20 protein-coding genes are annotated in these 25,120 nt (G+C 76.5%); 16 read left to right on the plus strand and 4 right to left on the minus strand.

Translation table 11 applies throughout. The features are described from left to right. Positions 1 to 62: 62 nt before the first annotated feature. Positions 63 to 1,466, plus strand: a complete 1,404-nt coding sequence (locus ACZ5GH_RS29650; RefSeq protein ID WP_464335799.1) for an SWIM zinc finger family protein — start codon at positions 63 to 65, stop codon at positions 1,464 to 1,466. Beyond that, the gene (locus tag ACZ5GH_RS29655) at positions 1,463 to 4,183 is read left to right on the plus strand and encodes a DUF7824 domain-containing protein (protein ID WP_464335800.1); all 2,721 of its coding nucleotides are present in this window, start codon (positions 1,463 to 1,465) and stop codon (positions 4,181 to 4,183) included. The genes ACZ5GH_RS29650 and ACZ5GH_RS29655 overlap by 4 nt, the downstream gene beginning before the upstream one ends. A 107-nt stretch (positions 4,184 to 4,290) precedes the next feature. On the opposite strand, the gene ACZ5GH_RS29660 is transcribed toward ACZ5GH_RS29655, so the two are convergent. The 3 genes from ACZ5GH_RS29660 to ACZ5GH_RS29670 form a co-directional block, all read right to left on the minus strand. Continuing rightward, a complete protein-coding gene (locus tag ACZ5GH_RS29660) occupies positions 4,291 to 5,493 on the minus strand; it encodes an MBL fold metallo-hydrolase (RefSeq protein WP_464336893.1) in 1,203 nt (400 codons plus the stop codon). Between the two features lie 313 nt (positions 5,494 to 5,806). Continuing rightward, positions 5,807 to 6,259, minus strand: a complete 453-nt coding sequence (locus tag ACZ5GH_RS29665; RefSeq protein WP_387756727.1) for a MaoC family dehydratase — start codon at positions 6,257 to 6,259, stop codon at positions 5,807 to 5,809. A gap of 73 nt (positions 6,260 to 6,332) precedes the next feature. Further along, positions 6,333 to 6,857, minus strand: coding sequence for a pyridoxamine 5'-phosphate oxidase family protein (locus ACZ5GH_RS29670; protein WP_464335801.1), 525 nt, complete (start codon positions 6,855 to 6,857; stop codon positions 6,333 to 6,335). 141 nt (positions 6,858 to 6,998) lie between these two features. On the opposite strand from ACZ5GH_RS29670, the gene ACZ5GH_RS29675 reads away from it, so the two are divergent. The 13 genes from ACZ5GH_RS29675 (at position 6,999) to ACZ5GH_RS29735 (ending at position 21,622) form a co-directional block, all read left to right on the plus strand. Then, entirely contained in the window at positions 6,999 to 7,865 is an 867-nt protein-coding gene (locus ACZ5GH_RS29675; RefSeq protein ID WP_464335802.1) for a hypothetical protein, read from the plus strand. A gap of 137 nt (positions 7,866 to 8,002) precedes the next feature. Then, entirely contained in the window at positions 8,003 to 8,626 is a 624-nt protein-coding gene (locus ACZ5GH_RS29680; protein ID WP_464335803.1) for a hypothetical protein, read from the plus strand. Then, positions 8,620 to 9,567: a hypothetical protein gene (locus tag ACZ5GH_RS29685; protein ID WP_464335804.1), complete on the plus strand. Its 948-nt coding sequence runs from the start codon at positions 8,620 to 8,622 to the stop codon at positions 9,565 to 9,567. Before ACZ5GH_RS29680 ends, ACZ5GH_RS29685 begins: the two co-directional genes overlap by 7 nt. Positions 9,568 to 9,709: 142 nt before the next feature. Then, a complete protein-coding gene (locus tag ACZ5GH_RS29690) occupies positions 9,710 to 10,597 on the plus strand; it encodes an SAF domain-containing protein (RefSeq protein ID WP_464335805.1) in 888 nt (295 codons plus the stop codon). After that, a complete protein-coding gene (locus tag ACZ5GH_RS29695) occupies positions 10,597 to 12,111 on the plus strand; it encodes a CpaE-like family protein (protein WP_464335806.1) in 1,515 nt (504 codons plus the stop codon). Before ACZ5GH_RS29690 ends, ACZ5GH_RS29695 begins: the two co-directional genes overlap by 1 nt. After that, positions 12,101 to 13,762, plus strand: coding sequence for a CpaF family protein (locus ACZ5GH_RS29700; protein WP_464335807.1), 1,662 nt, complete (start codon positions 12,101 to 12,103; stop codon positions 13,760 to 13,762). Before ACZ5GH_RS29695 ends, ACZ5GH_RS29700 begins: the two co-directional genes overlap by 11 nt. Beyond that, the gene (locus tag ACZ5GH_RS29705) at positions 13,762 to 14,727 is read left to right on the plus strand and encodes a type II secretion system F family protein (RefSeq protein WP_387756719.1); all 966 of its coding nucleotides are present in this window, start codon (positions 13,762 to 13,764) and stop codon (positions 14,725 to 14,727) included. Before ACZ5GH_RS29700 ends, ACZ5GH_RS29705 begins: the two co-directional genes overlap by 1 nt. Beyond that, entirely contained in the window at positions 14,724 to 15,602 is an 879-nt protein-coding gene (locus tag ACZ5GH_RS29710) for a hypothetical protein (RefSeq protein ID WP_387756718.1), read from the plus strand. Before ACZ5GH_RS29705 ends, ACZ5GH_RS29710 begins: the two co-directional genes overlap by 4 nt. 136 nt (positions 15,603 to 15,738) lie before the next feature. Then, complete coding sequence (locus tag ACZ5GH_RS29715; protein ID WP_464335808.1) at positions 15,739 to 16,029, plus strand: hypothetical protein; 291 nt, start codon at positions 15,739 to 15,741, stop codon at positions 16,027 to 16,029. Positions 16,030 to 16,067: 38 nt separating this feature from the next. Beyond that, positions 16,068 to 16,442 (plus strand): TadE/TadG family type IV pilus assembly protein, encoded by a 375-nt coding sequence (locus tag ACZ5GH_RS29720; protein ID WP_387756716.1) that lies wholly within the window; start codon positions 16,068 to 16,070, stop codon positions 16,440 to 16,442. Further along, a complete protein-coding gene (locus ACZ5GH_RS29725; RefSeq protein WP_464335809.1) occupies positions 16,439 to 16,927 on the plus strand; it encodes a TadE/TadG family type IV pilus assembly protein in 489 nt (162 codons plus the stop codon). Before ACZ5GH_RS29720 ends, ACZ5GH_RS29725 begins: the two co-directional genes overlap by 4 nt. A 157-nt stretch (positions 16,928 to 17,084) precedes the next feature. Next, on the plus strand, positions 17,085 to 17,534 hold the full coding sequence (locus tag ACZ5GH_RS29730; protein ID WP_387756714.1) for a hypothetical protein: 450 nt from the start codon (positions 17,085 to 17,087) through the stop codon (positions 17,532 to 17,534). Beyond that, positions 17,534 to 21,622 carry a LysM peptidoglycan-binding domain-containing protein gene (locus ACZ5GH_RS29735; RefSeq protein WP_464335810.1) on the plus strand — a complete coding sequence of 1,363 codons (4,089 nt, stop codon included), beginning with the start codon at positions 17,534 to 17,536 and terminating at the stop codon, positions 21,620 to 21,622. Before ACZ5GH_RS29730 ends, ACZ5GH_RS29735 begins: the two co-directional genes overlap by 1 nt. Before the next feature lie 191 nt (positions 21,623 to 21,813). Here the strand turns inward: ACZ5GH_RS29735 and ACZ5GH_RS29740 are convergent, their stop codons facing one another. After that, complete coding sequence (locus ACZ5GH_RS29740; protein ID WP_464335811.1) at positions 21,814 to 22,362, minus strand: HAD domain-containing protein; 549 nt, start codon at positions 22,360 to 22,362, stop codon at positions 21,814 to 21,816. A gap of 479 nt (positions 22,363 to 22,841) precedes the next feature. Between ACZ5GH_RS29740 and ACZ5GH_RS29745 the strand changes: the two genes are divergently transcribed. After that, positions 22,842 to 25,001, plus strand: a complete 2,160-nt coding sequence (locus tag ACZ5GH_RS29745) for a hypothetical protein (RefSeq protein ID WP_387756711.1) — start codon at positions 22,842 to 22,844, stop codon at positions 24,999 to 25,001. Positions 25,002 to 25,120 lie beyond the last annotated feature (119 nt).

Here is a 25,120-nt window from a genome sequence, read left to right on the forward strand (position 1 = left end):
AACACGTTCCAGTCCGTCGGCCTCCCGAGGGATTGTCAGTGTCCTCACCTAGCGTGCTCGGCATGACGCAATCCGCACAGGCGTACGCCTATCTGCGCCCGTCGGCCGTCCGGGACGGCGCCGACGGCCGGAGCCTCGACCTGGCCACCTCCGGTGGCGCCACTCCGCTCGGCGCCGCCGCCAACCCGCGCTTCTTCGCGGGCTTCCTGGCCGATCCGGCGCCGGCCGCCGCGGCGCTGCTCGCGGTCGCGGACGTCGCCGCCGCGCGCTACTACCAGCCGCAGCTGCGCGCCTCGCTCGACCCGGTGGTCACCGCCAACGGGGACCGGCTGCGCTTCGAGTCCTTCTCGGGCTGCTGCGGTGTCTACGCCCGGCTCGACGTGCTCCAGGCCGGGCTCGACGGGGACGAGATCGGCCACGGCACCACCAACGTGGACGTCAACAACCCGCTGCGGGAGGCGCTGACCAGGATCGGCCCGGCCGACCCGCTGCACCTCGCGGTCGGTCCGGACGCGCTGGAGGTCACCAGCTTCGACGGACCGCTGGTCGAGAAGAAGGTGCCGCTGCCGGAGCGCTGGCTGCGCGGCTTCGCCGAGACCCAGGTGGTCGCCGCCGGCTTCGAGCTGCGCGCCGAGCTGCCCGCCGCCGAGGCCGTCCGGTTCCTGCGCTCGCTGCCGCGCGCCGGGCGCGGCGGGCGGGCCGGCATCGGCTGGGTCCTGCCGGCCGGGAGGACGCTGCGGCCGACCACCCGGCCGGTGCCGGGCGCGGTCTGCCTGCCCGGGCCCGAGCGGCTGGTGGCGCTCCAGCGGGTGCTGCGGCACGCGCTCGCCCTGCGGGTGTACGGGCCGGTGGCGGCCGGCGAACCGACCGCCTCCGCCTGGGAGGCGGTGCTGCCCGGCATGCGGCTGACCCTCACGCTGTCGCCGAACGCCGCCCGGGGCTTCTCCGGCGAGGGCGGGGTGCTCGACTCGCTGGCCACCGGGACGGCCGAGCGGGACGCCGAGCTGATCGCGGTGCTGCTCGCCTGGGAGCCCCGGATCGAGGTCGGGGACCTCGCCGCCCAGTCCGGGCTGAGCCCCGAGCGGGTCCGCGCCGCGCTCATCCGGCTGGGCACCGCCGGACAGATCGGCTACGACACCGCCGAGGCCGCGTACTTCCACCGGCAGCTCCCGTACGACGCCGGGCGGGCCGAGGCGGCCAACCCCCGGCTGCGGGCCGCCCGGGCGCTGGTCGAGGCGGGCGCGGTGCGGCTGGAGGAGGGCGGGGCGACGGCCGTCGTCACGGTGGACGACCACATCCAGCGGGTGCGGGCGGACGAGTCGGGGCGGCTGAGCTGCACCTGCCTGTGGTGGGGCAAGTACCGGGGCGGGCGCGGGCCGTGCAAGCACGCGCTGGCGGTGGCGATGGTGCGGGAGTCGGCTGCCGGGGCTGCCGGGGCCGCGGACGTGAAGGGGGCAGGGGCGTGAACACGACGGTGGACGCCGAGCGGCAGGAGCCGGGCGACGCGCTGCTGACGGCCGTCCGGTCGGGCCGGCTGGCAGAGATACCGGGGCTGCTGGCCGCTCTGGACCCGGCCCGGCGGCGGGCCTGCCTGCCCGCCCTCAAGGAGCTGCGCACCGAACTGCGCAGGGAACAGCGCGAGCACTGGTCGCGCGAGGGGGCCGCGGCCATGAGCCGGCTGCTGGTGGCCGGGGCCGGCTGCCACTCCGGCCCGGCCGCCGCCGCCACCTGGATCGGCGGGGTCGAGGCCGCCGGCCGCGACTGGGCCCGGAACTCCGCGCTGCACCAGGTCATCGCGGCGCAGCCGGTGGAGTGGCAGGTCGAGGTGGTCACCCGGCTCGCGGCCCGGCCGGTGCGGACCTGGGGCTGGTCGATGTACCCGGTGCTGGAGGCCGTCGTCCGGCACACCGGCTGCGAGGTGCCGCGCGGCGAGTCCTTCGTCCGGAGCTGGATGGAGCGCGCCGCCGAACGGAACGGCCCGCGTCCGACGCTGGCCGTGCGGCTGGCCGAGGACTCGTTCACCCCGGTGCTGCTGCCCGAGCTGTTCGACCTTGCCGACGTCGGCTACCAGCTGACCCTCCGGCTCAGTCCGCGTCCCGGCGACGTCTGGACGGAGGCGATCGGCGAACTCGCCGCGGACGGCACGGCGGACCGCACCGAGCTGCTCGACCGCTGCCTGGCCCGGCTGCTGCGCGGCGGCAAGCCGGCCGACCAGCGGGCCTTCCTGGAGGTGCTGCGGGCGCTCGACCCGACGCCCGAGGAGTACGCGGCCCGGGTGCGCGACGTGGTGGCGCTGCTGGACGGCCTGTCGGTGCTCGCCGGCCACGCCCAGGAGGTGCTCGCCGGGCTGGACGAGGCCGGGCTGATCGAGCCCGAGGTGCTCACCGAGGCCTCGGCGGTGGTGCTGTTCCGGAGCGAGAAGAAGCTGGTCCGCACCCAGCTGACCTGGCTGGAGAAGGCCGCCCGGCGCGCCCCCGAGCGCTCCGGTCCGGTGGTGCTGGCCGCGGCCGAGGCCTTCGGCCACCCGGACGCGGCCCTCCAGGAGCGGGCGCTGAACGTGGTGGCCCGTCACCTGGAGGCGGCGGGGGAGGCGGTGGTGGCGGAGCTCCGGGCCGCCGCCGAGGCGCTGAACCCGGCCCACCACCGGCGCGCGGGCGAGCTGTTCGGCGCGCCGGTCGGCGGCGGGGACGACCCGGACACCGGGTGGGACGACTTCCTCCCGCCGGCCCCCGAACGGCGCCCGCTGGGCGCGCCGATCGCCTCCGCGGCCGAACTCGCGGAGGAGCTGTCCGCCCTGCTCGCCGCGCGCGAGCCCGGTGTGGCGGCCTTCGAACGGGTGCTGGACGGGCTGGTCCGGCTGACCCACCGGGACCGGCGGGCGCTCGCCGAGGCGGTGGAGCCGGTCCGCCGGGCGCACCCGTGGCGCGGCACCGACGGCTGGGGGGACTGCACGCCCCGGGAGATCCTCTACGTGGTGGCCGCGGTGGCCGGTGAGACGCCGCCGTGGAAGCTCTGGGACTACCTCGGCGGCAGGAGCGGCTCCGCGCTGCGCGGCCCGCGCACCACCGTGCACGGGGCCGTCCTCGCCGCCCGGCTGGACGAGGTGGCCCGGCAGATCTTCCAGGCCACGCTGCCGTACCTGCTGGCCACCCCGACGGACGCCACCGGAGCCCTGGACGCGGCCGTGCTGGTCGAGCGGATCGCCGGGTACGAGGCGGCGGGTGTCGCCCCGGGGAAGGCCGACCTGTGCCAGGCCCTGCTGCGGGTCGGCACCGCGGACGGGACGGTGCTGCGCGCCGCCGAGGCGCTCGGCTCCCCGGCCGGGCGCCGGCTGGCGCACTGGCTGCGCACCGGCGGGCTGCCCGGGCAGCCGTCCGAGCGGGTGGTGTTCGCGCCCGGCGCGGGGCTGAAGCGCACCAACCTGTACGGGGACCGCTGGTGGGAGGAGGTCGAGCGGATCGCGGTCGCCCAGCCGGGCATCGGCGCCGGGCCGAAGGGGCCGGACGGCGAGCGGCTCACGGCCGAGTTCCGGGCGCTGCTGGACGGCACCGAGCCCAGCGTGGCCCGGGCGCGCAAGGTGCACGACTGGGGCTGGCGGCCCGTCGAGCACTGGTTCGCGATGCTCCCCCGGCACCGGGAGGAGCTGGCGGCGCGCTGGCTCGACCCCTTCGCCGAGGGCGCCGACCGGGACGAGCGCGGCGCCGGCCGGTACCTCCCGCTGCTGGCCGAGGCCGACGGCCCGGCCGGGCTCGCGCTGCACCTGGCGCTGGCGTACGGCCTGGGCGCCCGGCACGCCGAGGACCGGACGGCGGCGGTGGACGCGCTGCTGGTGCTCGCCGCGCGCGGGGACCTGGACGGGGCGCTGCTCGGTCGCGAGCTGGGCGTTCTGGTGGCCTGCGGCACCGTGATGGCCGGCCGGCTGGCGGCGGCGCTCGCCATGGCGGCGGAGACCGGTGCCCGGGGGACGGTCTGGTCGGTGCTCGGTCCGGCGCTGCCGGGGCTGCTCTCGGAGACCGACCCGTCGACCCGCGGGCTCGGCGACCTGATCGCGCTGGCCACCGACTGCGCCCGGCGCACCGGGGCCCGGGGGCCGGTGGCGGAGGTGACGGCGGCGGCCGAGCGCGGCGGCTCGGGCCGGGTGGTCAAGGAGGCGCGGGCGCTGCGGGACGTCCTCGCGGGCTGAGCAGGGCCGGAAGACCGGGGACGGTCGCGGCCCGGGTCGGTCGCGGCCGGGGCCGGGCTCGGGTGGGCTCGGTGGTCCAACGGCGAACAGATGTCAGCTGACAACTTTCAGCGAACAGATTTTGAAATCTGTTCGCTGAAAGTTGTCGTCTGTTCGGGTGCCTCGCGCGACCCCGCCGTCGCCTCCTCCTCCGCCGGTCCGCCGACCAGCGGCGAGGTGCCGTGCGGGGCCGCGACGGCGCGCCACCACGGGCGCAGCGTCGGCGGGTCGGCCGGCTCGAACGGCTTGCCGGGCCGGGGCACCGCGAGCCGGGCGCCGAGCGCCTCGGCGGCGGCGACCACCCGCTCGGCGGGCTCCTCCCAGGGGTGCAGCGCGAGGTTGAAGGTGCACCAGTGGATCGGCAGCAGCAGCCCGCCGCCCAGGTCCAGGTGCGCCCGCACCCCCTCCTCGGGGGTCATGTGCACCTCGGGCCAGAAGTCGCTGTACGCGCCGACCTGCATCATCGTCGCGTCGAACGGCCCGAGCCGGCGGCCGATCTCGGCGAAGCCGGGGAAGTAGCCGGTGTCCCCGCTGTGGAAGATCCGCCGCCCGCCGCCGGCCACCACCCAGGACGCCCACAGGAACAGCGCGCTGGTGCGCGGCCCGCGGCTGCAGTAGTGGCGGGCCGGCGTGGCGGTCAGGGTCAGCCCGGCGACCTCGACCGACTCCCACCAGTCCAGTTCGACGATCCGGCCGGCCGGTACGCCCCAGTGCTCCAGGTGCGCCCCGACCCCGAGCGGGACGGCGAACACCGCGCCCGTCCCGATCAGGGCCCGGACGGTGCCCATGTCGAGGTGGTCGTAGTGGTCGTGGGAGACCACGACCACGTCCACCGGCCCGAGTTCGGACAGTGGCAGCGGCACCGGGTGCAGCCGCTTGGGGCCGGTCCAGGAGAAGGGGGAGCAGCGCTCGCCCCAGACCGGGTCGAGCAGTACCCGCCGTCCGCCGATCTCGGCCAGCACCGTGGCGTGCCCCAGCCAGGTCAGTCGCAGCCCGGACTCCGGCGGCGCGGCCAGGTCGCCCGGGAGCAGCCGGTGCACCGGGACGGCGGCGGCCGGGATCCGGCGGGTCCGGTCCCCGGCCAGCTGGGCGCGGGTGATCTCCAGCGGGCTGCGCTCGTACACCAGGCGGCGGGTCGGCACCGGATTGCGGAAGGCCCCGTCGGAGAACTGCGGGGAGCGGCGGACGCGCGCCAGCCGGTCGCCTCGGGGTTCGGCTCCGAAGGCGTCGGTCCGGACCCGGTGCCAGGCGGCCCGGGGCACTCCGGCCAGACCGGGGACGGCGCGCTCGGCGGCGGGGTCGGTGGACGGCGGGAGGAACAGCGAGGTCAGACCGGCGAGGCGGGAGAACCACGGGGCGGGGCGGGGCACGGCTCCTCCAGGGACGGTCACGGCTACCGGGCATGCCGGGGTCGCGGCGCAGCGACGGGTGGGGCTGCTGCGATACGACAACCATCTCGTCGGAGGTTACTCGCCGTGGGCCGTCCGGACCTGGTGGAGGGCTCGGCGCGGTCCAATCGGCGTACCGGGGAGGCCGCGCGGGCCGGTGCCGGCGCCGCCCCGCCGGTCGTCGGTGAGGCGTCGCTCAGGCGTAGAAGCGGGTGATCGTCTCCGCGACGCAGTGCGGCTTGGCGCTGCGCTCGCTGGTCAGGGTGAACCGCACCACCGCCTGGACCCCGCCCGGCACCTCGGTGGCCGAGAGCAGCTCGGCGGTGGCCCGGATCGCCGTGCCCACCGGCACCGGTGCCGGGAAGCGCACCTTGTCGGAGCCGTAGTTCAGCGCCATCCGCACGCCCTCGACGGCGTAGCACTCCTTCGCCAGCACCGGGATCATCGACTGGGTCAGGTAGCCGTGCGCGATGGTCGAGCCGAACTGGCTCTCCTTGGCCCGCTCCGGGTCCACGTGGATCCACTGGTGGTCGCCGGTCGCCTCGGCGAACAGGTCGATCTGCCGCTGCTCGATGGTGTGCCACTGGCTGGTGCCCAGCTCGGTGCCGACGGCGGCGGTCAGCTCGGCGAGGGAGGCGAAGGTCGTCACGGTGCGCTCCTGGTGGGGGACGGGCCCGGGGGTGTCAGAACGCCGGAAGCGTATGCCTACCCACCGGTACCTGTCAGGAGCCGAGCGGAAATCCGGCGTTCACCGGCCCGGCGCCGATCGGTCCGCCGCCCGTCGGTCCGCCGCCCGTCGGCCCACGCGCCTGGCAGCCTGGGAAGCCCAGGAGGCCCGGCCCGGTCGGGAACAGCCGGCGGCCGCTCACCAGCTCCGGCACCAGCGCGACGAACAGCGGCTCCGGATCGCCCACCCAGGGCCGCAGGCCGGAGCGCAGCACCCGCCGCACCTGCTCGGGATCGCTCACCACGTCGGCCCGCCCGTGCACCAGCACGCTCCACCCGGTGCGGGTGACCGGGTCCAGCAGATCCGCCTGGAAGGCCACCACCGTGCCGTCGAGCCCGCGCGCGGTGGCACTTCCCCGGCGCACCGCGAGCACCAGCCGCCCGTCCAGGACCTCGAAGGAGACCGGCAGCACGGCCGGCAGCGCGTGCTCGGTGTACACCACGCGCCCGACGGGCACGGTGCTGAGCAGCCGCAGGCACTCGGCCTCGCTCAGGGTCTCCACACGGTCGTCACGCTCCATGCGTCCGATCGTCCACGGTCGGTGCGCTCGTCGATAGGGCCCATGGTCCCTGAGCGGACGGGCCGGGAGCCCCGTCGGCGGCCCTCCGGACGGTAGCCTGCCCGGCGGGTGGAGAAACGGTGCAGGAGGGGGGACGGTCGGATGGCGGGCGGGGTCGATCTGGTGGTGATCGGGGCGGACGGCGGGCCCGACCGGGCCTTCGGGGGCGCGGCGCTCGCACCGGAGGGTGCCCGGTTGCTCGCCGACGTGCTGCCCGGGATGTGCTTCGACACCGGCGCGGCCGGCTGCCGGGTCACCACGGTGGCGCCGGACGCGGACGCCAACGCGATGCTGACCGCCGTCCGGGACGCCGCCCGGCACCCGGGCCGCTGGCTGCTGGTCTGCCTGGTCGGCCAGCTGGTGGCCGACCCGCGCGGGCGCCGGCTGGCCCTGGTCACCGCCGGCAGCACCGCCGACAACGCCTACCGCCGGGGCCTGGCCTGGGACTGGGTGGTCAGCGCGATGGTGCACGGGGACCAGGAGGAGGCTCTGCTGCTGGTCGACGCGGTGGCCGACCGGGACACCTGGGCGGCGCTGGAGCGCGGCGAGGACGGCGCGGGCGAACTGCTGAGCTACTCGAGGGTCCCGCTCTGGGGCCGGATGGGCCGCTACGCCCCGGGCAGCCGCTACGCCCCCGGCAGACGCGGCCGGGACGCCGTACGGCCGGGCGGGGAGGGCTCGTTCAGCCGGGCCCTGACCACCGTCCTGCGCCAGGGCGTCCCGGGTGCCCCGGCGGCCGTCGCGCCGCTCGATCTCCAGCCGGCCGTGGCCGCGCTGACGGACGGTGGGGAACCGGCCGGTAGTTCGGGTGCGCCTGGCGCGCGCCTGCTCGTTCCGCCGCACGCGGGGCGGCTCCTGATGCGCAATCGGGCCGCGGTTCGGGGCGCATTGGCCGGATTGTCGCTTTCCGAGGAACTGTTGGCCGTTCTGTGGCGGGAAAGTGCCCCGACGGAACCGCCTTCCGCGTAAGGTCAGGGGGCCTGAGGTGTTGCCGTGATGGGGTGGGTTGGCGAAGAATCGATCCCCAGCGGAAACACCGGTGGGACGGCGGAATTCTCCTGGCGGCCGTGGATCACGGATCAGGTCGGTCGCAACGAGGTGGGGCCATGCGGCAGCGCGGAAATGTGTTGCGCCCTGGGGCGGTTGGGGTCGGCGGGGCGGTTCTGGTGTTGCTGCTCGGTGCTTGTGCGGGCAGTGGTGCGGGTGGTTCCGTCGATCGGATCGGGTCGGCCGCGCCCACCGTCGCGGGAGTGAACCCGCTAACTCCTTCGAGTGGTTCGGAAAACAGCTCGATCGCGCCGACCAGCGGCCCGGAAGGGGCCATGGCAAGGCTGGCCCTGAAGGCGTATCAGGACTGGTGGCAGGCTCAGGCGGAGGTCTTCGGGCGGTCGGATTCGGACGGTTACGCACTGGAGCAGTACTCCTCCGGGCGGGCGCTGTCCGACAGCCTGGTCGGCCTCCGGCAACTGCGCGACGCCAAAGTCGTGATGACCGGGACCCCGCGCAATTCCGCGGTGGTCAAGGCCGTCGATCTGAATGCCGATCCGCAGACCGCCGTGATCGAGGACTGCGTCGACCTGTCGGACTGGCACCGCGTCGACGCCGTCACCGGGGCCGCCAAGGATCCCGGAGCGCGACTGAACCGGTACGTCGGAACCGCGTCGCTGCGCTGGTTCCAAGCGCATTGGTTGATCCACGACTTCAAACGGGAGGTGGACCGGACATGCTGAACGCGCGGAAACCGGCCCGGCGAATCGCGATCGCCGCGTCGATGTCGGCCGGGCTGCTGCTGTCCTCGGCGGTGGGTGCGGTCGCGGACGAACCGCCGAGCGGCGGGGCCGAGCAGTGCTACCCGAACGTGATCTGCATAGACGTCAATTCCGGTGGGACGACCCCCGTGCCCGGCGGATCGAACCCGGGCGGTGGCGGCGGATCGGGCACCGGTCCGCAGCTGTGCGGCTACCACGGGGTCCCGTGGGCCTGCCACGACCCCCAACTGGGCTGGTTCAACAGCGACAAGGGGTGCTACTTCCGCGCGCTGGACAACCCGCCGCCGGCCAGCGACCCGGCGTGGGACGGCCACGACCCGAAGGACGGCTCGCTCTACACGAAGGTCTGCCCGCAGACCGACGGGGGCCAGGGCGGCGCCGAGATCGTCTTCGAGGCCACCGCGCCGGGCGGGCAGAACGTCAACGCCGAGGCCATGGCCATCCAGCAGGCCTACGACCAGGTCCGGTTCAGGCCGCCGGTGGGCCGCGCGGCGCCCCGGAACACGGCGGTGGTCAACGCCCCGGTCTGGCTCTGGGCCGACGACGCCGCACTCCCCGCGCCGGGCAGCGCGGCGGTCGCGGGCATCTCGGTCACCGTCACGCCCCGGCTGGTGAAGGCGGACTGGAGCTTCGGCGACCACCTCCAGACCTCCTGCACCACCCCCGGCACGCCGTACGACCCCAAGTACGGCGACGCGAAGTCCCCGGACTGCGGCTACGAGTTCAGGACAAGCTCGGCCCACGAGAAGAACAGCGTCTTCAGTGCCACCGTGACGATGCACTGGGAGGCCGTCGTGGTGGTCACCGGCGGGCCGAACCCCCGGAAGTTCACCATCCCGGGCATCAACCAGAGCAGCAAGCCCTTCGACCTCAAGGTCGCCGAGATGCAGGTGCTCAACTGAGCGCGGCCGAGCGGGCACGGCCGACCGGGTGCGCCCGGCCGGCCGATCCCGACTGAACGACCCGGCGCGGGCATCCGCGCACCGACCAGCCGGACGAGCCGGCCGGACGAGCCAGAGACGAACGAGGGAAGGGCGGAACCCGGTGGAGAACCGTACGTTCGCGACGCCGGGATCCGGCACCTCCGCGGGCGCCGCGGTGCCCGCGGCACTCCCGGAGCAGCCGGAGCAGGGCGGCCGGGGCAGGGGCCGGGGACGGGCGGTGCCGCACGCGCCCGGGCGGACCATGCGGGCGAGGCGGCGGCGCCCGGCGGTGCTGGCGATGGCGGTCGCGCTGATCGCGGCCGGAGGGCTGGGCGGTGCCGTCCTCTACAACAGCACCGGTCAGCGGGTCGCGGTGCTGGCGCTGGCCCGGGACGTGCCGTGGGGGCAGGTGATCACCGAGGAGGACCTGGTGGTCGCTCGGATCGCGGGCGACCCGGTGCTGCGCCCGGTGTCGGCCCAGGACCGGGCGAAGGCGGTCGGCATGCGGGCCGCCACCGACCTCAAGCGCGGCGCGATGCTCACCGGTTCCGACCTCGCGCAGGGCCTGTCGGTGCAGCCCGGGCAGATCGTGGTCGGGGTGTCGGCCAAGCGCAGCCAGCTGCCCGCGAGCCGGCTCCAGCCCGGCGTGCAGCTGGTCATCGTCTTCACCCCCGACAACGGCCGGGCGGACTCGCTGCCCGCCACGGTGATCACCGTCGGCCGGGTGGACACCGACGGCAGCCAGGTGATCGACGTGGCGGTCGGCACGGCGGACGGGCCCCGGCTGGCGCAGTGGGTGGCGAGCGGACGGATCCAGGTGCTGCTCGCTCCGCGCGGCGCGGCGGCCGGCGGCCCCGGCGGCGGTACCGCCCCCGCCTCGGCGCCGAGCGGGGCGCCCTCGGCCGCCGCCACCAACCCCGGGGCGACCGCGCCGGGCGGTACTCCGGGCGCCGCCACCCCGGGTGGTGCCGCCGCGCCCGGGGCCCCGGCCGCGACGGGCGGCGCCTGATGGCCGTGATCGCGGTGGTCGGCGGCCCGGGCGCACCGGGCGCGACCACCACCGCCCTGGCACTGCTGCTGTCCTGGCCGCTGCCGCCCGGCCGGCGGATCCTGCTGGTCGAGGCCGACCCGGACGGCGGCGCGGTGCTCGCCGGCGCCCTGGAGGGCCGGGTCGAGGCGGTGTACGGGCTGCGCAACCTGGCCGTCGCCGACCGGCGCGGGCTGCTCGCGCAGACCATCTGGGAGCAGCTGATCGACCTCTCGCCCGAAGGCGACGCCGAACGGCTGCTGCTGCCCGGGCTGACCGACCCCACCCAGGCGCCCGGCCTCGCCTACACCTGGGAGCCGCTCGCCGAACTGCTGCACGGCGTGGAACAGCAGGGCTACGACGTCATCGTGGACCTCGGCCGCTCCGGCGCCACCGGCCACAGCGCGGTGCTCGCCCGCCGCGCCGACGTGGTGGTGGCGACCGTGCGCACCACGCTGCGCGGGCTGAGCTCGGCCCGGCCCCGGCTCGCCGCCCTGGCCGAGGACCTGGCCGCCGCCGGCACCGGGGCGGACGCGCTCGGGCTGCTGCTGGTCGCCGAGGGGCCGTACACCCGGGCGGAGGTCTCCCGCGAGCTCGGCCTGCCGGTGCTCGGGGTGCTGCCGCACGCCACCCGGACGGCGAAGGTGCTCTCCGACGGCGGGGACACCACCGACCGGCGGTTCATCCGCTCGGAGCTGATGCGGACGGCGCGGTCGGCGGCGGACGAGGTGCAGCTGCTGGTCCGCCGCCGGCGCCAGCGGCTCGCGCCGGGAGCGGTGCAGGACGCGACGCCGGCCCAGCTGACGGCGGGCGGCCCGGCGGCGGGGGCGGTCGCGGCGGCGGTGCCGGTGCCTCCCGTCCCGGCGCCTCCGGTGCCGACGGGGCCGGTTCCGGCCCCGCCGATACCGGCCCCGCCCGTGCCGATGGCGCCGCAGCCGTCGATGCCCGCGCCCGCGGCCGGTCCCATGCCGTCGCCCGCGCCGGGGCCGGGGCCGTACGGGCAGTCGGCGTACGGGCCGGGCGGGCAACCGGGGTACGTCCAGCAGGAGTACGTCCAGCCGGGGTACGTCCAGCCGGGGTACGTCCAGCCGGGGTACGTCCAGCCGGGGTACGGGCAGGGCGGGTACGGCCAGTCCGGGTACGGGCCCGGCGGCCAGGGGCAGACCGCGTACCCGCAGACCGCGTACCCGCAGGCCGGGTCCGGCGCGGCGGCCCACGGCCGACCGGGCTACGGGGGGACGGCCGAGGGCGAGCCGCCCTCGTACTCCCCGCCACAGCCCGTACCGCCGGTGATCACCACCGGCCCGGTGGCGCCGCTGGCCGGGCTGGCGCCGCAGCCGGCCGCTCCGGCGCCGTTCCCGGCACACGTCCAGTCCGCCCCGTACGGCGAACCGGAAGACCAGTACCCGCTCCAACGGCCGGCTGCGACGGACCGCCAGGACGACGAGAGCGGGCCGTACCCGCACAACCCCGGGGAGGTGCTCCGTGCGCGGTAGCCCCCTGCACCAGCGTCCCGCGACCGACCCGGCCGCGCTGCCCTGGGCCGCGCCGGTGTCCGCGCCCGCGCCGGCGACCGGTCCGGTCGCCCCGCCGCACGGGTACCAGCCCGGCCCGGCACAACCCGGCCCGGCACAACCCGGCCCGGCACAACCCGGCCCGGCACAACCCGGCCCGGCGCAACCCGGCCCGCCCGGCGCGGCCGGGCCCACCGCCGTACCCTCCCAGCTGCCCTCGCTGGACCTGCGCGGCGCCGCCACCCGGCCCGCCGTCGACCCGCAGGTCGCCCGCGAGCTGAAGCGCCAGGTCGCGGCCGAACTGCACCAGCAGATCACCCGGTTGACCACCGCCTCCGGCTCCGAGCCGGACCGCGCCACCCGCCGCCAGCGCGGCCGGGCGCTGATCGAGGAGGCCGTCGCCCGGTGGTCCGACGCGTACGCTCAGACCCACGGCATCCCGCCCACCCGGGAACAGGACCGCGCCCTCGCCGAGGCCGTCTTCGACCTGCTCTTCCGGGCCGGCCGGCTCCAGCCCTACCTGGACGACCCGGAGATCGAGAACATCCTGATCAACGGCTGCGACGACGTCTGGGTCTCCAAGGTGCACCAACCCCTGCGCCAGGTGCCGCCGGTGGCCGACAGCGACGGCGAACTCGTCGAACTGCTCCAGGACCTGGCCCGCCAGCACGGCGGCGGTGAGCGCAGCCTGTCCACCGCCAGCCCGACCCTCGCGCTGCGCCTGGAGGGCGGCATGCGCCTCCAGGCGCTCACCGAGGTGACGCCCCGCCCGTACGTGGCGATCCGGCGCCACCGGGTGGCCTCCGCGACGCTGCCCGAGATGGTCGAACTCGGCACCCTGGACGGCACCCTGGCCGCCTTCCTGGCCGCCGCGATCCGGGCCCGGAAGAACGTGATGATCACCGGTACCCAGGGCGTCGGCAAGACCAGCCTGCTGCGCGCGATGGCCGCCGAGATCCCGCCGGACGAGCGGATCGGCACCCTGGAGTCGGAGTTCGAGCTCTGGCTGCACACCCTCGGCCACCTGCGCCAGGTCGTCCCGATGGAGGCGCGGGAGGGCAACGGCGAGCGCGTCGAGGGGCGCCTGGCCGGGGAGTTGAGCATCGGGGACCTCATCCCGGCCGCGCTGCGCATGACGCTCTCCCGGATCATCGTCGGGGAGGTCCGCTCCGGCGAGGTCGTCCCGATGCTGCGGGTGATGACCAACGGCGAGGGCGGCTCGATGTGCACCCTGCACGCCCGCGGCCCGCACATGGTCGTCGACCGCATCGCCGAACTCTGCCTGGAGTACGGCTCGCACATGACCGACTCGCTCGCCTACCGGCTCACCGCCAACGCCCTGGACCTCATCGTGCACGTCACCATGGTCGACGAGACCGCCGTCGGCGGCCGCCGGCACCGCTTCGTCTCCCACGTCCTGGAGGTCACCGGCCTCGGGGAGAGCGGCCGGCCCGCGCTGAACACCGTCTTCGGCCCCCGGCCGGACCTCGGTGAGCCGCGGGCCGTCCCGCACACCCCGCCGCAGTGCCTGGACGACCTGCGCCGGGCCGGCTTCGACGCCTCGCTGCTCGGCTCCCGGTACGGGAGCTGGACCACCCCGCTCCAGCTGCGGATCGGCGGTGGCGCGCGGTGATGCTGCTCTTCGCCCTGTGCGGGCTGGCGGTCGCGGGCGGCCTGGTCGCGCTGGTGGCCTGGGCCCGCGGCAGCGAGTCCGGCGACGAGGACGGGACGGAGCGGGCGGCCAACCCGCTGGCCGGCCGGGTCCACGTGTTCTGGTACGGCGCCCCCGGGACGGCCGGGCACCGGATGGTGCGGCTGCGCCGCGTCCAGCTGCCGATCGCGCTCGCCGGCGCGCCGCTGGCCTGGCTGTTCACCGGCATCCCGCTGACCGCGCTGCTGGTGCCGCTGGCCGTCTTCGGCCTGCCCTGGCTGTTCGACACCACCCGCCCGGACACCCACCGGATCGAGCGGCTGGAGGCGCTCTCCGAGTGGACCCAGCGGATCGCCGACGTGCTGCTGCTCGGCGTCGGCCTCAACCAGGCCATCGTCACCAGCCGACGCACCGCCCCGGCCGCCCTGGAGGACGAGATCGGCGAGCTGGCCGCCCGGCTGCAGGCCCGCTGGCGGCCCGAGGAGGCGCTTCGCGCCTTCGCCGACAGCCTCGCCGACGCCACCGCCGACAAGGTGCTGGCCGCGCTCGTGCTGCGGGCCGGCGACAGCGGCCCCGGCCTGGCCCGCACGCTCTCCGACATGGCCGACTCGGTGCGCGAGGAGGTCCGCCAGCGCCGCGCCATCGAGGCCGACCGGGCCAAGCACCGGACCACCATCCGCTGGCTGGTCGGCATCATCGTGCTGGTCGTCACCGTCGGCTCCTTCAACACCGAGTACACCCGGCCGTACGGGACCTTCCTCGGCCAGGTGGTGCTCGCCGTGGTCGCCGCCCTGTTCGTGGCGATCATCGCCTGGATGCGGGCGCTGGCCTCCCATCCGCCGGTGCCGCGGCTGTTGACGCCGGACCGGCGCAGCAGGAGCGGACGGCGCACCGCCGCCGCGGTGACCGAGCCGGAGCCGGCCGAGCAGCTCGGGGAGGTCCGGTGATCTCCCCCTGGTCCGTGCTGGCCGGCGCCGTCGCGGCCGGCGGCCTCGCCCTGCTGGTCGCCGAACTGCGGCCGGCGCCGCCGGACCTGCGCCAGGCGCTGGACCGGCTGCACGCCACCCCCGCCGACCGCGAGCAGGACCCGGACGAGCGGCCCCGCTGGTACGACCGGATCGGTGAGCGGTCCGTCCACCTGCGCGGGGTCTCCGTCCCGCGCCGCGAACTCGCCCTGATCGGCCGCACCCCGGCGCGGTTCATGGTGCACAAGCTGCTGTTCGCCGCCCTCGGCCTGGTGCTGCCCGCCTACCTCGGCGCGATGGCCGTGCTGATGGACGTCGGCCTGCCGTTCGCGCTGCCGCTGGTCGCCGGGCCGCTGCTGGCCGGACTGCTCTGGTTCGTCCCCGACGCCGTCGTGCGCGGCGAGGCCAAGGAGGCGCGCACCGAGTACCTGCACGGCATCGCCGCCTACCTGGAACTCGTCGCGATGGAACGGGCCGCCGACTGCGGCCCCGCCGAGGCGCTGCGCCGGGCCGCCGCGGTCGGGCAGGGCGCGGTGTTCCGGCGGATCCGCGACGCCCTGGAGCGCGCGGCCACCGACCGCCTCCCGCCGTGGGCCGGACTGGACTCGCTGGCGGAGGAGTTGGGGCTCAGCCCGCTCCAGGACGTGGCCGACATCATGCGGCTGTCCGGCACCGACGGCGCCGCCGTGTACGACACCCTGCGGGCCCGCGCCAAGGGCCTGCGCGGGGAACTGCTCGCCGAGGACCTCGCCCGGGCGAACGCCGACAGCGAGCGGATGGTCGCACCCGGGGCCGCACTGACCCTGCTGATGACCGTCCTGATCGTCTTCCCCGCCCTGCACCAGATGCTCAACTGACCGCGGTCCCGGAATGCTTACCGCCACCCCGGTCCCGTACCCGCAAGATCCGCAGGCCCCGCAAGCCCCGTCGGCCCCGTCCGGAGCGGTCGGCGCCACCACCACACCACACCGCCAGATCCCCCGGGAGACCCCGATGACCGTACGACTCGCCCAGCTGGCAGGCCGGGTGCTGCGCCCCGCCCTGCTACCGATCCAGTTCGCGCTCCTGCTGTTCACCCTGCGGCTCGGCCGGCTGCGGGCCGCCCGCGCGCGCGGCGACCGCGGCGCGATCAGCATCGAACTCGCCCTCGCCATCATCGCGTTGGTCTTCGTCGCGGGCGCCGTGGCGACCGCGCTCTACCTGCTGAAGGACAAGGTCGTCCAGAAGGTCGAGCAGGACCCGAACATGCCGGGCGGCGCGGGCGCGGGCGGCGCCACCAAGTGATGCGTCCTGCTCTGCGCCGCAGGGGCGACCGGGGGTCGATGAGCGTGAGCCTCGCCATCGTCTTCCCGGTCGTCCTGCTGCTCGTGCTGCTCGTCGTCCAGGCCGCGCTGTGGTGGTACGACCGCCAGGTCGCGCTCACCGCGGCCCGCGAGGGCGTGGACGCCGGACGGGTGCAGGGCAGCGCGACGGACGGCGAGAAGAACGAGGCGGCCCAGCGGCAGGCGCGCGACTTCCTCGACCGGCAGGGCGTGCACGGGTACACGGTGCGGACCGACGGCAGCACGGCGGAGACCGTCCGGGTCACCGTGCAACTGTCCCCGCCGCTGCTGATACCCGGGCTCAGGGCGCCCGCCATCACCCAGTTCGCCGAGGCGCCGCGGGAGCACTTCGTACCGCCGGCGGTGAAGCCGTGAGCGGCGCGCGGCCCGGGGCGCGGAACCGGTCGCGGCCCGGGCCCCGGCTCGGGTTCCGGCGGCGCCGGCGGGACCGGGGCGGGATCGCGATCGAGGCGGCGATCGTCGTGCCGGGGGTGGTCGGACTGGTCCTGGTGGCCATCGCCGCCGGGCGGGTGCAGACCACGGCCGGCACCGTGGAGGCCGCCGCCCGGGCCGGTGCCCGGACCGCCTCCCTGCAGCGCAGCGTGGACGGGATGGACCAGCCGGCCAGGGACTCCGCCCTCGCGATCCTGCGGCAGCAGGGCGTGTCCTGCCGGAACGGGGACGTCCGGGTCGGCAGGGGGGAGCTGAACCTGCCGGACGGACCGGTCACCACCGTCACGGTGACGGTGGTCTGCGACGTCGAACTGGCCGACCTGCTGGGCGGACCGTCCGGCGTACCCGTGACGAAGCACCTCGTCGGCGAGTTCACCTCGGTGGTGGACCGTTACCGGGGCACATGACGGCGCGCGGCGCCGTCGCCGGCAGACGGGGATTGGAGACGGCCCGTGCGGGGGAGACGCAAGCGGAGAGCGCTCGGGGGATGACGCAGCGGTACCGAGTGGCGCCCGGTGGGGCCGGTGGGGAGTTCAGCGTGCGAAGTGGGGGGAGGGGACGGGAGTGGTGAGCCGTCTGCGGCGGCGGCTGCCGGCGCGCCGGTCCGACCGGGGCGCGGTGGCCCTCTTCGTGGCGATCTGCGCGGCCTACGTCGTGCTCGTCATCGCCCTGGTGATCGACGCGGGCGGCCGGCTACGGGTCGCCGAGCGGACCGACGCCTACGCCCTGGAGGCCGCGCGGGTCGGCGGCCAGCAGCTCGACCGGGCGGCCGTCCTGCAGGGCAAGGGCTTCAAGGTCCAGGAGAAGTACGTCCGGGACGCCGCCGACGCCTACCTGGGCCTGTACGGCCTGCGGGCCGGCGGCATCGAGTTCTCCGGCGACGGCAGGGTCGTCACCGTCACCGTGCAGGCCGACTACCGCCCGGTCCTGCTGGGCGCCCTCGGGGAACGGAAGGTAACGGGCAAGGGCAGTGCGACCCTCGTCCACGGAGTCGAGAAAGCGGAGACCGACTGATGGCCGCGCCACGTGCCAAGGACCAGGCCCGTACCGCCCAGGCCCGTACCGGCCGGGCCGGGACGTCCCATCGCGCCGGCGGCGCCCGAGGGCCCGCCGCCCCGGCGCCCCGACCACCCCGGGGACGCGGCCGGGCCGTGATCACCGCGCTCGGCGCGCTGGTCACCCTGCTCGTCCTGCTGTTCGGCGTCCCCGCGCTGCTGCTGTACGGCACCGACGCGGTCGCCGGGATGGGCGGGGTCGCCTCGGGCGGGGTGGGCGAGGCGCTCACCAGCCCGGACGACGGAAGCCTGTTCCTGTGGGCGCTGGTGGTGGTCGGCTGGATCGCCTGGGCCTGCTTCGCGCTCTCCGTCCTGCTGGAGGTCCCCGCCCAGCTGCGCGGCCGGATCGCCCGCCGCATCCCGGCGTTCGGCTGGAGCCAGCGGCTCGCGGCCGGGCTGGTCGGCTCGGTGCTCGCACTGCTGCCGGTGGCCGGCTCGGCCTTCGCGGCCGTCCCCGAACCTGCTCAGCGCCCGGCCGTCCAGGCGCAGTTGACGCCGGGCGTGCAGCGCGCCGCATTGCCCGCCGCGCAGGCCGCGCCGGCCCTGACCCCGGCCGCCGAGCAGCAGACCACGTACACGGTGCGGGACGCCCGCCCGGCCGACAGCCTGTGGTCCATCGCCGAGCGCCAACTGGGCTCGGGGGAGCGCTGGGTGGAGATCGCCAAGCTCAACGAGGGCCGGACGATGGGTGATTCGGGCGTCCGCTTCGACGCCGAGCGGCCGATCCAGCCGGGCTGGGAGCTGCTGATGCCGGCGGACGCCAAGCCGGACGAGGCGAGGACTCCGGCGCCGGCTCCCGGTGCTTCGGGAGGCGCGGGGCAGGACGCGGCGCAGGGGGCGCCGCAGGCCGGCTCCGAGGCCGGTGGCGCCGGCGGTACGGGTGGCACGGGCGATGCGGGTGGTTCCGGTGGGCAGCGGACCGTCACCGTCCAAGCCGGGGACAGCCTGTCGGCCATCGCCCAGCGGGAGTTGGGCGACGGGGAGCAGTGGCCGCAGCTGTTCGAGGCGAACAAGGGGGTGCAGGCCCCGGACGGGGAGCGGCTGACCGATCCGGACGTGGTGGTGCCGGGGATGGTGCTCGCGGTGCCGGGGGCGGGGGGTGCCGCTCCGGCGTCGGCTGACCAGGCTCCGGCTCCGGCTCCTGAGTCTGCGCCCGCGCCTGCTCCGACGCCCGCGCCGGCTCCCGCCGACCAGGCACCGGCGCCTGCGCCGGGTGCTCCCACGCAGGGCGCGCCGCAGTCGGCCCCGGCGCCCGCGCCCGCCCACGCGCCCGCCCCCGCCGCGCACGCCGACCAGGCTCCCAGCGACGACTACACCGTCGCCCTCTCCGCCTCCACCGTCGGCGTGCTGCTCGCCGCCGTCATGGTCGGCACCGTCGCCCACAAGCGCGGCACCCAGCAGCGCGCCCGCCGCCCCCGGCACCGCATCGCGATGCCCGGCGCCGAGGCCGCCGCCTTCGAGAACGAGCTGATGGCCCGCCAGGACCAGGCCGGACTGGACCTGCTGGACCGCGCCCTGCGCAGCCTGGCCCGCAACACCGTGCGCGGTGGCAAGCGGCTGCCCGCCATCGTCGCCGCCCGGATCACCCAGGGCCAGACCGTCGAGCTGCACCTGTCCGGCCCGGCCACCCCGATCGCGCCGTTCCGCGCCGCGCACGCCGCCAACGTGTGGTGGTGCAGCGCCGACTCGGGCGACCTGCTCAGCCCTGCCCAGGCCCGGAAGACCGCCGCGCCGTACCCCGCGCTGGTCACCCTCGGCACCTCGCCGGACGGCTCGGTGGTCCTCGCGGACCTGGAGGCCGTCCGGCTGCTCCACCTGTCCGGCCACCCGGACGACGCCCGCGACGTGCTGCGCACCCTGGCCATCGAACTGGCCCACAGCCCGCTCGCCGACCGCCTCCACCTGCACCTGGTGGACCTCGCCGAGGAGGTGCCGATCAGCGGCCCGGCCGCCGAACGCGTGCACCGCCACCCCACCCTGGAGGCCGCGCTCGCCGCCCTCGGCCCGCGCACCGCCAAGGCCCGCGCCACCCTGGTCGCCGCCGAGGCCACCAGCCCGCGCGAGGCCCGCAGCCGGGGCCAGGCCGACGAGTCCTGGACGCCCGAGATCGTGCTCTGCGCCCACCAGCCCGGCGGGGACGTCCCGGCCGAGCTCGGACGTCTGCTCGACGCCCGGCCGCGGACCTGCGTCGCCGTCGTCACCCGCGCCCCCGAGCGCGGCACCGGCCCGGTCGCCCGCTGGACCCTGCCGACCTCCGGCCAGGCCGCTATCCCGGGCCTGCACCTCACGGTCGAGCTGCAGCGGCTCAGCGGGCAGCAGTACGACCAGGTCGCCGAGCTGCTGCGGGTCGCCGACGACACCACCCAGCACCCGGCCCCGGCGTGGACGCTGGACGGGCCGGAGGACGACACCGACACCACCGAACTGCCCGCCGCGGTACCGGTGCTGGCCGCCGTCGGGGCTTCGGTCGCCGTCGGTGCCTCGGCCGTCGGCGCGTCGGTGGGTGGCGCGTCGGCGGGTGGGACGGCGGCCGGTGGTAAGCCGGTGGCCGGGGCCCTGACCGGCGGGGCGGAGGAGGGTGCGGAATCGGCGGCCGGTCCCCGGCTGCTCGCCCGGGTCATCGGCACCGGGGCCAGCCCGTTCGCGGGGACCGATCCGGTGACGCCTGCTCCGACTCCCGCCGCCCTGCCGCCCGCGGCTTCGGCCTCGGCTCCGGTTCCCGTACCGGCTCCTGTGCCGGCTCCGGCTCCGGCCGGTCCGGCGCGGTTCGTCGTCAACGGGCAGGGGCGGCAGGCGGCCACCGACGAGACCACCCGGGACCTGCGGCGGCCCGGCCTGCCGGAGGGCGAGGGGGCGGAGGAGTCGGGGGACGCCTCCTCGGAGTCCACGGCGACGGTCGTGCTCGCCGTCCAGCCGGTCGTGCCGCAGCCCGTCGCCCCGCAGCCCGGCGTGGCGGAGCCGGTGGGGGAGCAGCCGGCGGGGTCGAAGACGGTCGAGGAGACGGAACCGTCGGTCGAGCCCGTTCCGGAGGCCGCTCCCGCGTCCGCCGCCGCCCTCGGGACCGGGCCGGCCGGGGTCGCGGAGACCGTCGGGACCGGGGGTTCCGCGGGAGCCGCGAGGACCGCGGATTCCACGGAGAGCGCGGACGCCGTCGTTGTGGACGCGCCCGAGCCCGTCGGCGAGCCCGGCCCCGCCGCAGTCGCCGCGGCCGCCCGGACCGCGACCGGGCGCAGCGACAGCGACGACCTGCTCGCCATCCTCCGCTCCCCGGAGGCGCACGCCCAGCGCAACGCCCCCCGGATCCGGCTGCTCGGTCCGGTGGACGTCGCTGGGGTCCTCGGCACCGCCGATCCCGGTGCGCTGCCCCGGCTCACCGAGCTGGCCGTCTACCTGGCGCTGAGGCCGGGTTCCGACCACCTCGCGCTCGACCACGACCTGCACCCCGGCGCGGCGCACCTCGACCCGCACCCCACCTCGGCCGACGCCGAGAGCCCGCTGCCCGCCAAACTCGCCGATCTGGCCGCCTGGTTCGGCACCTCGGCGGAGGGCCGCGCCTTCCTGCCCACCGAGGGCACGGAGGGCTACTCCTTCGCCCCGGCGGTCACCTGCGACTGGGACGAGTTCCGCAGCCTCTACCGGCGCGGCATGCGCAGCACCAGTGCCACCGCCGACGCGGCCCTCGCCCACGCCCTGGCCCTGGTCCGCGGCGCGCCGTTCGCCGAGGCCCCGCCGGCCTCGTACGGCTGGGCGGAGGCCGAGCGGCAGGACATGATCGCGGCGATCGTCGACACGGCCCACGAACTGGCCGCCCGCCGCCTGCAGTACGGCGACCACCGCAGCGCCGAGGCCGCCGTCTTCCGCGGCCTCGCCGTCGCCCCGGACGTCGAACTGCTGCACCGGGACCTCTTCTACGCCTACGCCTCGGCCGGCGCCCGGGACCAACTCCTGCGCGCCGTCAACCGGTTGGACGCGCTCAGCCGGCGCACCGGGCGGGACCTGGACGCGGACACCGTCGCCCTGCTGCGGGACCTGCTCGCGGGTTCCTGACGTAGTCCCCCGATGGCCCGGTCACTCCCACGGGGGTGGCCGGGCCGTCGTGTTGACGGGGCCGGCGGGCCGACGGCGGATGTGGCGGCCGTGTGGGAGTTCCGTACGGATGCGGTCGGCGGGTCGGCGGGTCGGCGGGTCGGCGGGTCGGATGGTCGCCGGGCGCTGGGCGGGCGGGGGCCGGTGGCCGGTCAGGGCGTGCGCAGCCAGGCGTCCAGGACGGTGAAGTCCGCCTCGGTGAGCCCGCGTCGGGGGTCCACCCGGTGGAGCAGGGCGCGCGCGGGGGAGTGGGCGGCGACCCAGCGGCGGTCGGCGTCGGAGATCTCGTCGTCCACCCAGGCGAACGGCCGCCCGCCCGCCCAGGCGACCAGCGCCCGGGTCTTCCAGTGCAGACCGTGCGGCTCCGCCCCGGCGCTGGTGGCACCGGTGGCGTCGGGGGCGTCCGGGGTGTCCACCGGCCAGTCCACGACGGGCAGTCGGGGCAGGCCGAGCCAGGGCGCGAGGCACTCGTTGGCGTCCTCCAGCCAGGTGCTGGCCCACACCGGATCGCCCGGCAGGCTCAGCAGCCGCGGCCCCAACTCCGGGTCCACCCGGGCGATCAGGGGATTCCCGCCCGGGGTCGCTCCGGGCGGGAGGTGCGGGCTGCGGAAGGTGGGGTAGCCGCCCGGAGGCGGGGCGCCGAACGGGATCAGCGGGCCGTCCACGTCCAGGAACAGCAAGGGGCGGCCAGTGTCGGTCACAACGGCACCTTAGCGGGGCCGGGCGGGACGGGTGGTGCGGAGGGTGCGTCGATCGGCCACCCGGCCTGGAACGGGTGAGCCGGGATCTCGTAGGGTGGCGCGCACGGAGTGTGGTGGCAGGCACCACGCAGTCAAGGGCATCAGACGCCGCGGGAGCGGCGGGGCGGGGCGGTGACCAGGAGATGACGGAGACGACAGCGGTTTCCGGAGGTCCCGACCCGGCGGCGGACTCGGGTCCCTGGGACGCCGTACCGCCGCCCCCGCGCCTTCCGGCCGAGGAGCACCCGCCCGGGCCCGCCGCGCTGTACGAGCCGCCGCCGGCGCCTCCGGTCGTTCCCGCCCCCGTGCCCGTCACTGCTCCGGTGCCGGGCGCCGCTTCCGGGTCGGGTGGCGCTTCCGGGTCGGGTGGCGCGCCGGGTGCCGCTCCGAGTGTCGCGCCGGCGTCCGGGTCGGGCACGCAAGGGGGAGTGCAGGGAGGCATGCCGCCGGTCGGGCAGGCGCCCACGTCACCGCCCGCGCCCCCGGTCGCGCCGCCCGTTCCGCCCACCGGATGGACCCTCACCGGGCTGCCCGCCGCCGGGGCCGCGTCCGCGGCGACCCCGCCGCCGTTCCCGGTCCAGAGCGCGGCGCCGGTCGCCGCCGTCGGAGCGGGCGGGCTCGGTGCCGCGCCGCGCGGACGGATCCTGGTGATCGAGGGCGGGTACGGAAACTCCGGCCGCCGTACCTGGGGCCGTGGCGGACCGACCCAGGCGCCGGTCCTCTCGGCGATGCTCGCCGCCGTCTCGCCGCAGGTGCTGCTCGCCGCCGACGCGGTGGACGCCGTCCACCTCCCCGGCGCCGGTGACCCGCACACCGTCCTCGCCCACCTGCGTGCCGCCTCCCGGCACCCCGGACCGCTGCTGATCCACCTGGGCGGCCACGTCGTCGCCGACAAGCGCGGCGGGCAGCTCCAGCTGACCCTGCGCGACGCCAAACAGGACGGCCTCCCCTGGCAGGCCATCGCCGCCGAGCTGAGCCACCGTCCGGCCGAGTGGCAGACCCTCGTCATCGCCGACCTGAGCGCCGACCAGAACGCCTGGCCGTACCTCCAGGGCACCGTCTCGCCGCTCAGCGAGGGCATCCCGCTGTGGGCGGTGGTCAGCCCGGATCCGGAGCAGATCGGCACCTTCACCCGCGCCCTGATCGAGGCGCTGCACGGCGGCCGGCCCGGCGCGGGCGAGGTGCTCGCGCCCGAGCAGCTGCGGCAGCAGGTGTACTCGGTGCTGCGGCCGGACGTGGTCATCCTGGCCACGCACGCCCCGGACCGCCCGGTCTTCCGCAACACCGCCCGTCGCGGCGAGGGACTGCCGGCCGAGGTGCCGCCTCCGATGCCGCTGCTGCCGCGTCCGACGGAGCCGCGGGACGCCGTCCCCGAGCGGTCGGTGCCGGACCCGGCCGGGGTGCCCGTGTGGCCCTCCGAGGCCACCGGGACCGCCGGGTCCCCGGTCGCCACGGGCGGTCGGGTCAGCCTGGCCAAGCCGGGTGTGCCGCCCACTCCGCCGCGCCCGACCCGCCCGGTCAGCCTCGTGAAGGCGGGCGGCACCGTCGAGACGCCGGGCGTGACCCTGCGCAAGCCCGCCCCGGCCGACGCCGCGCCCGAGGACAGCGCGCGCCCGGCGGGCGTCACGCTCCACAAGTCCCGGCCGGAGCCGGTGGACGACGTCGTCGCCGAGCCCGAACTGCCGCAGGAGGAGGCGGCATTGGCCGCCGAGGCCGAGGCTGCGGCTGCCGAGGTGGTGGCCGAGGGGGCGAGCGAGGGCGCGCCCGAGGAGGTCGCCGAGGAGGCGCCGGAGGCCGTGGAGGTGCCCGAGGCGGCCGAGGAGCCCAGGGACGCGGTCCTGGCGGAGGACGTGTCGGCGGACGAGCTGCCCGCCGAGGTGGCTCCGGGCGACGTGGCTCCCGCCGAGGAGTCGCCGGCCGACGAGGCACCGGCCGCCGAGGAGCCCGCTGGCGAGGAGCCCGCCCACGTGGTTCCGGTCGACGAGGCGCCTGCTGACGGGGTGCCGGCCAAGGAGGTACCGGCCGAGGGGGTACCGGCCGGCGCCGTGCCGCAGGACGAACTCCCGGCCGACGAGGTGGCCGCCGAGGAGCCGCCCGCGCCGACCGATGCTCCTACCGACACCTCGGCCGAGCCCCCGGCCGACGAGGCCGCTGCGGCCGGCCGGCCTCGGGCGGACTACCGCGAGGTCATCGGACGGATCGTCCGCAGCGCCGAGGCCGGGGACCACGCCGCCGCCACCGACCTGGCCTTCGCCCTCGAACTGGAGGCGATCGCCGAGCACGGCGCCGTCTCCGAGCCGGTGCTGCAGGTCCGGCAGGTCCGGGCGCACGTCTGCCGGCTCGCGGGCCGGTCGGCCGAGGCCGCGGACATCTACCGCGAGGTGGCGCTGACGCTGCTCCGCTCGCAGGGCCCGGAGCACCCGGAAACCCAACGGGCGGCCACCAACGCCGAGGCCTGCTGGCGCGCGATCGGCGACCGCGCGGAGGCCATCCGGATCGCCCCCGAGATCATCGAGCTGCGCGCCTACCTCCCGGGGCCTGACGGCCGCAAGCTCCGCGCCGCCGAGCGCTACCTCGCCCAGCTGGCCGCCACCAGCTGACCGCTGACCGCCGACCGCCGACCGTCACCCACGGCTGACGGTCGGCGGTGAACAGATGGCAGCAGACAGAAAACAGCGAACAGCTGACAGATTTCAAAATCTGTCAGCTGTTCGCTGTC

The organism is Kitasatospora sp. Xyl93, from assembly GCF_055383135.1.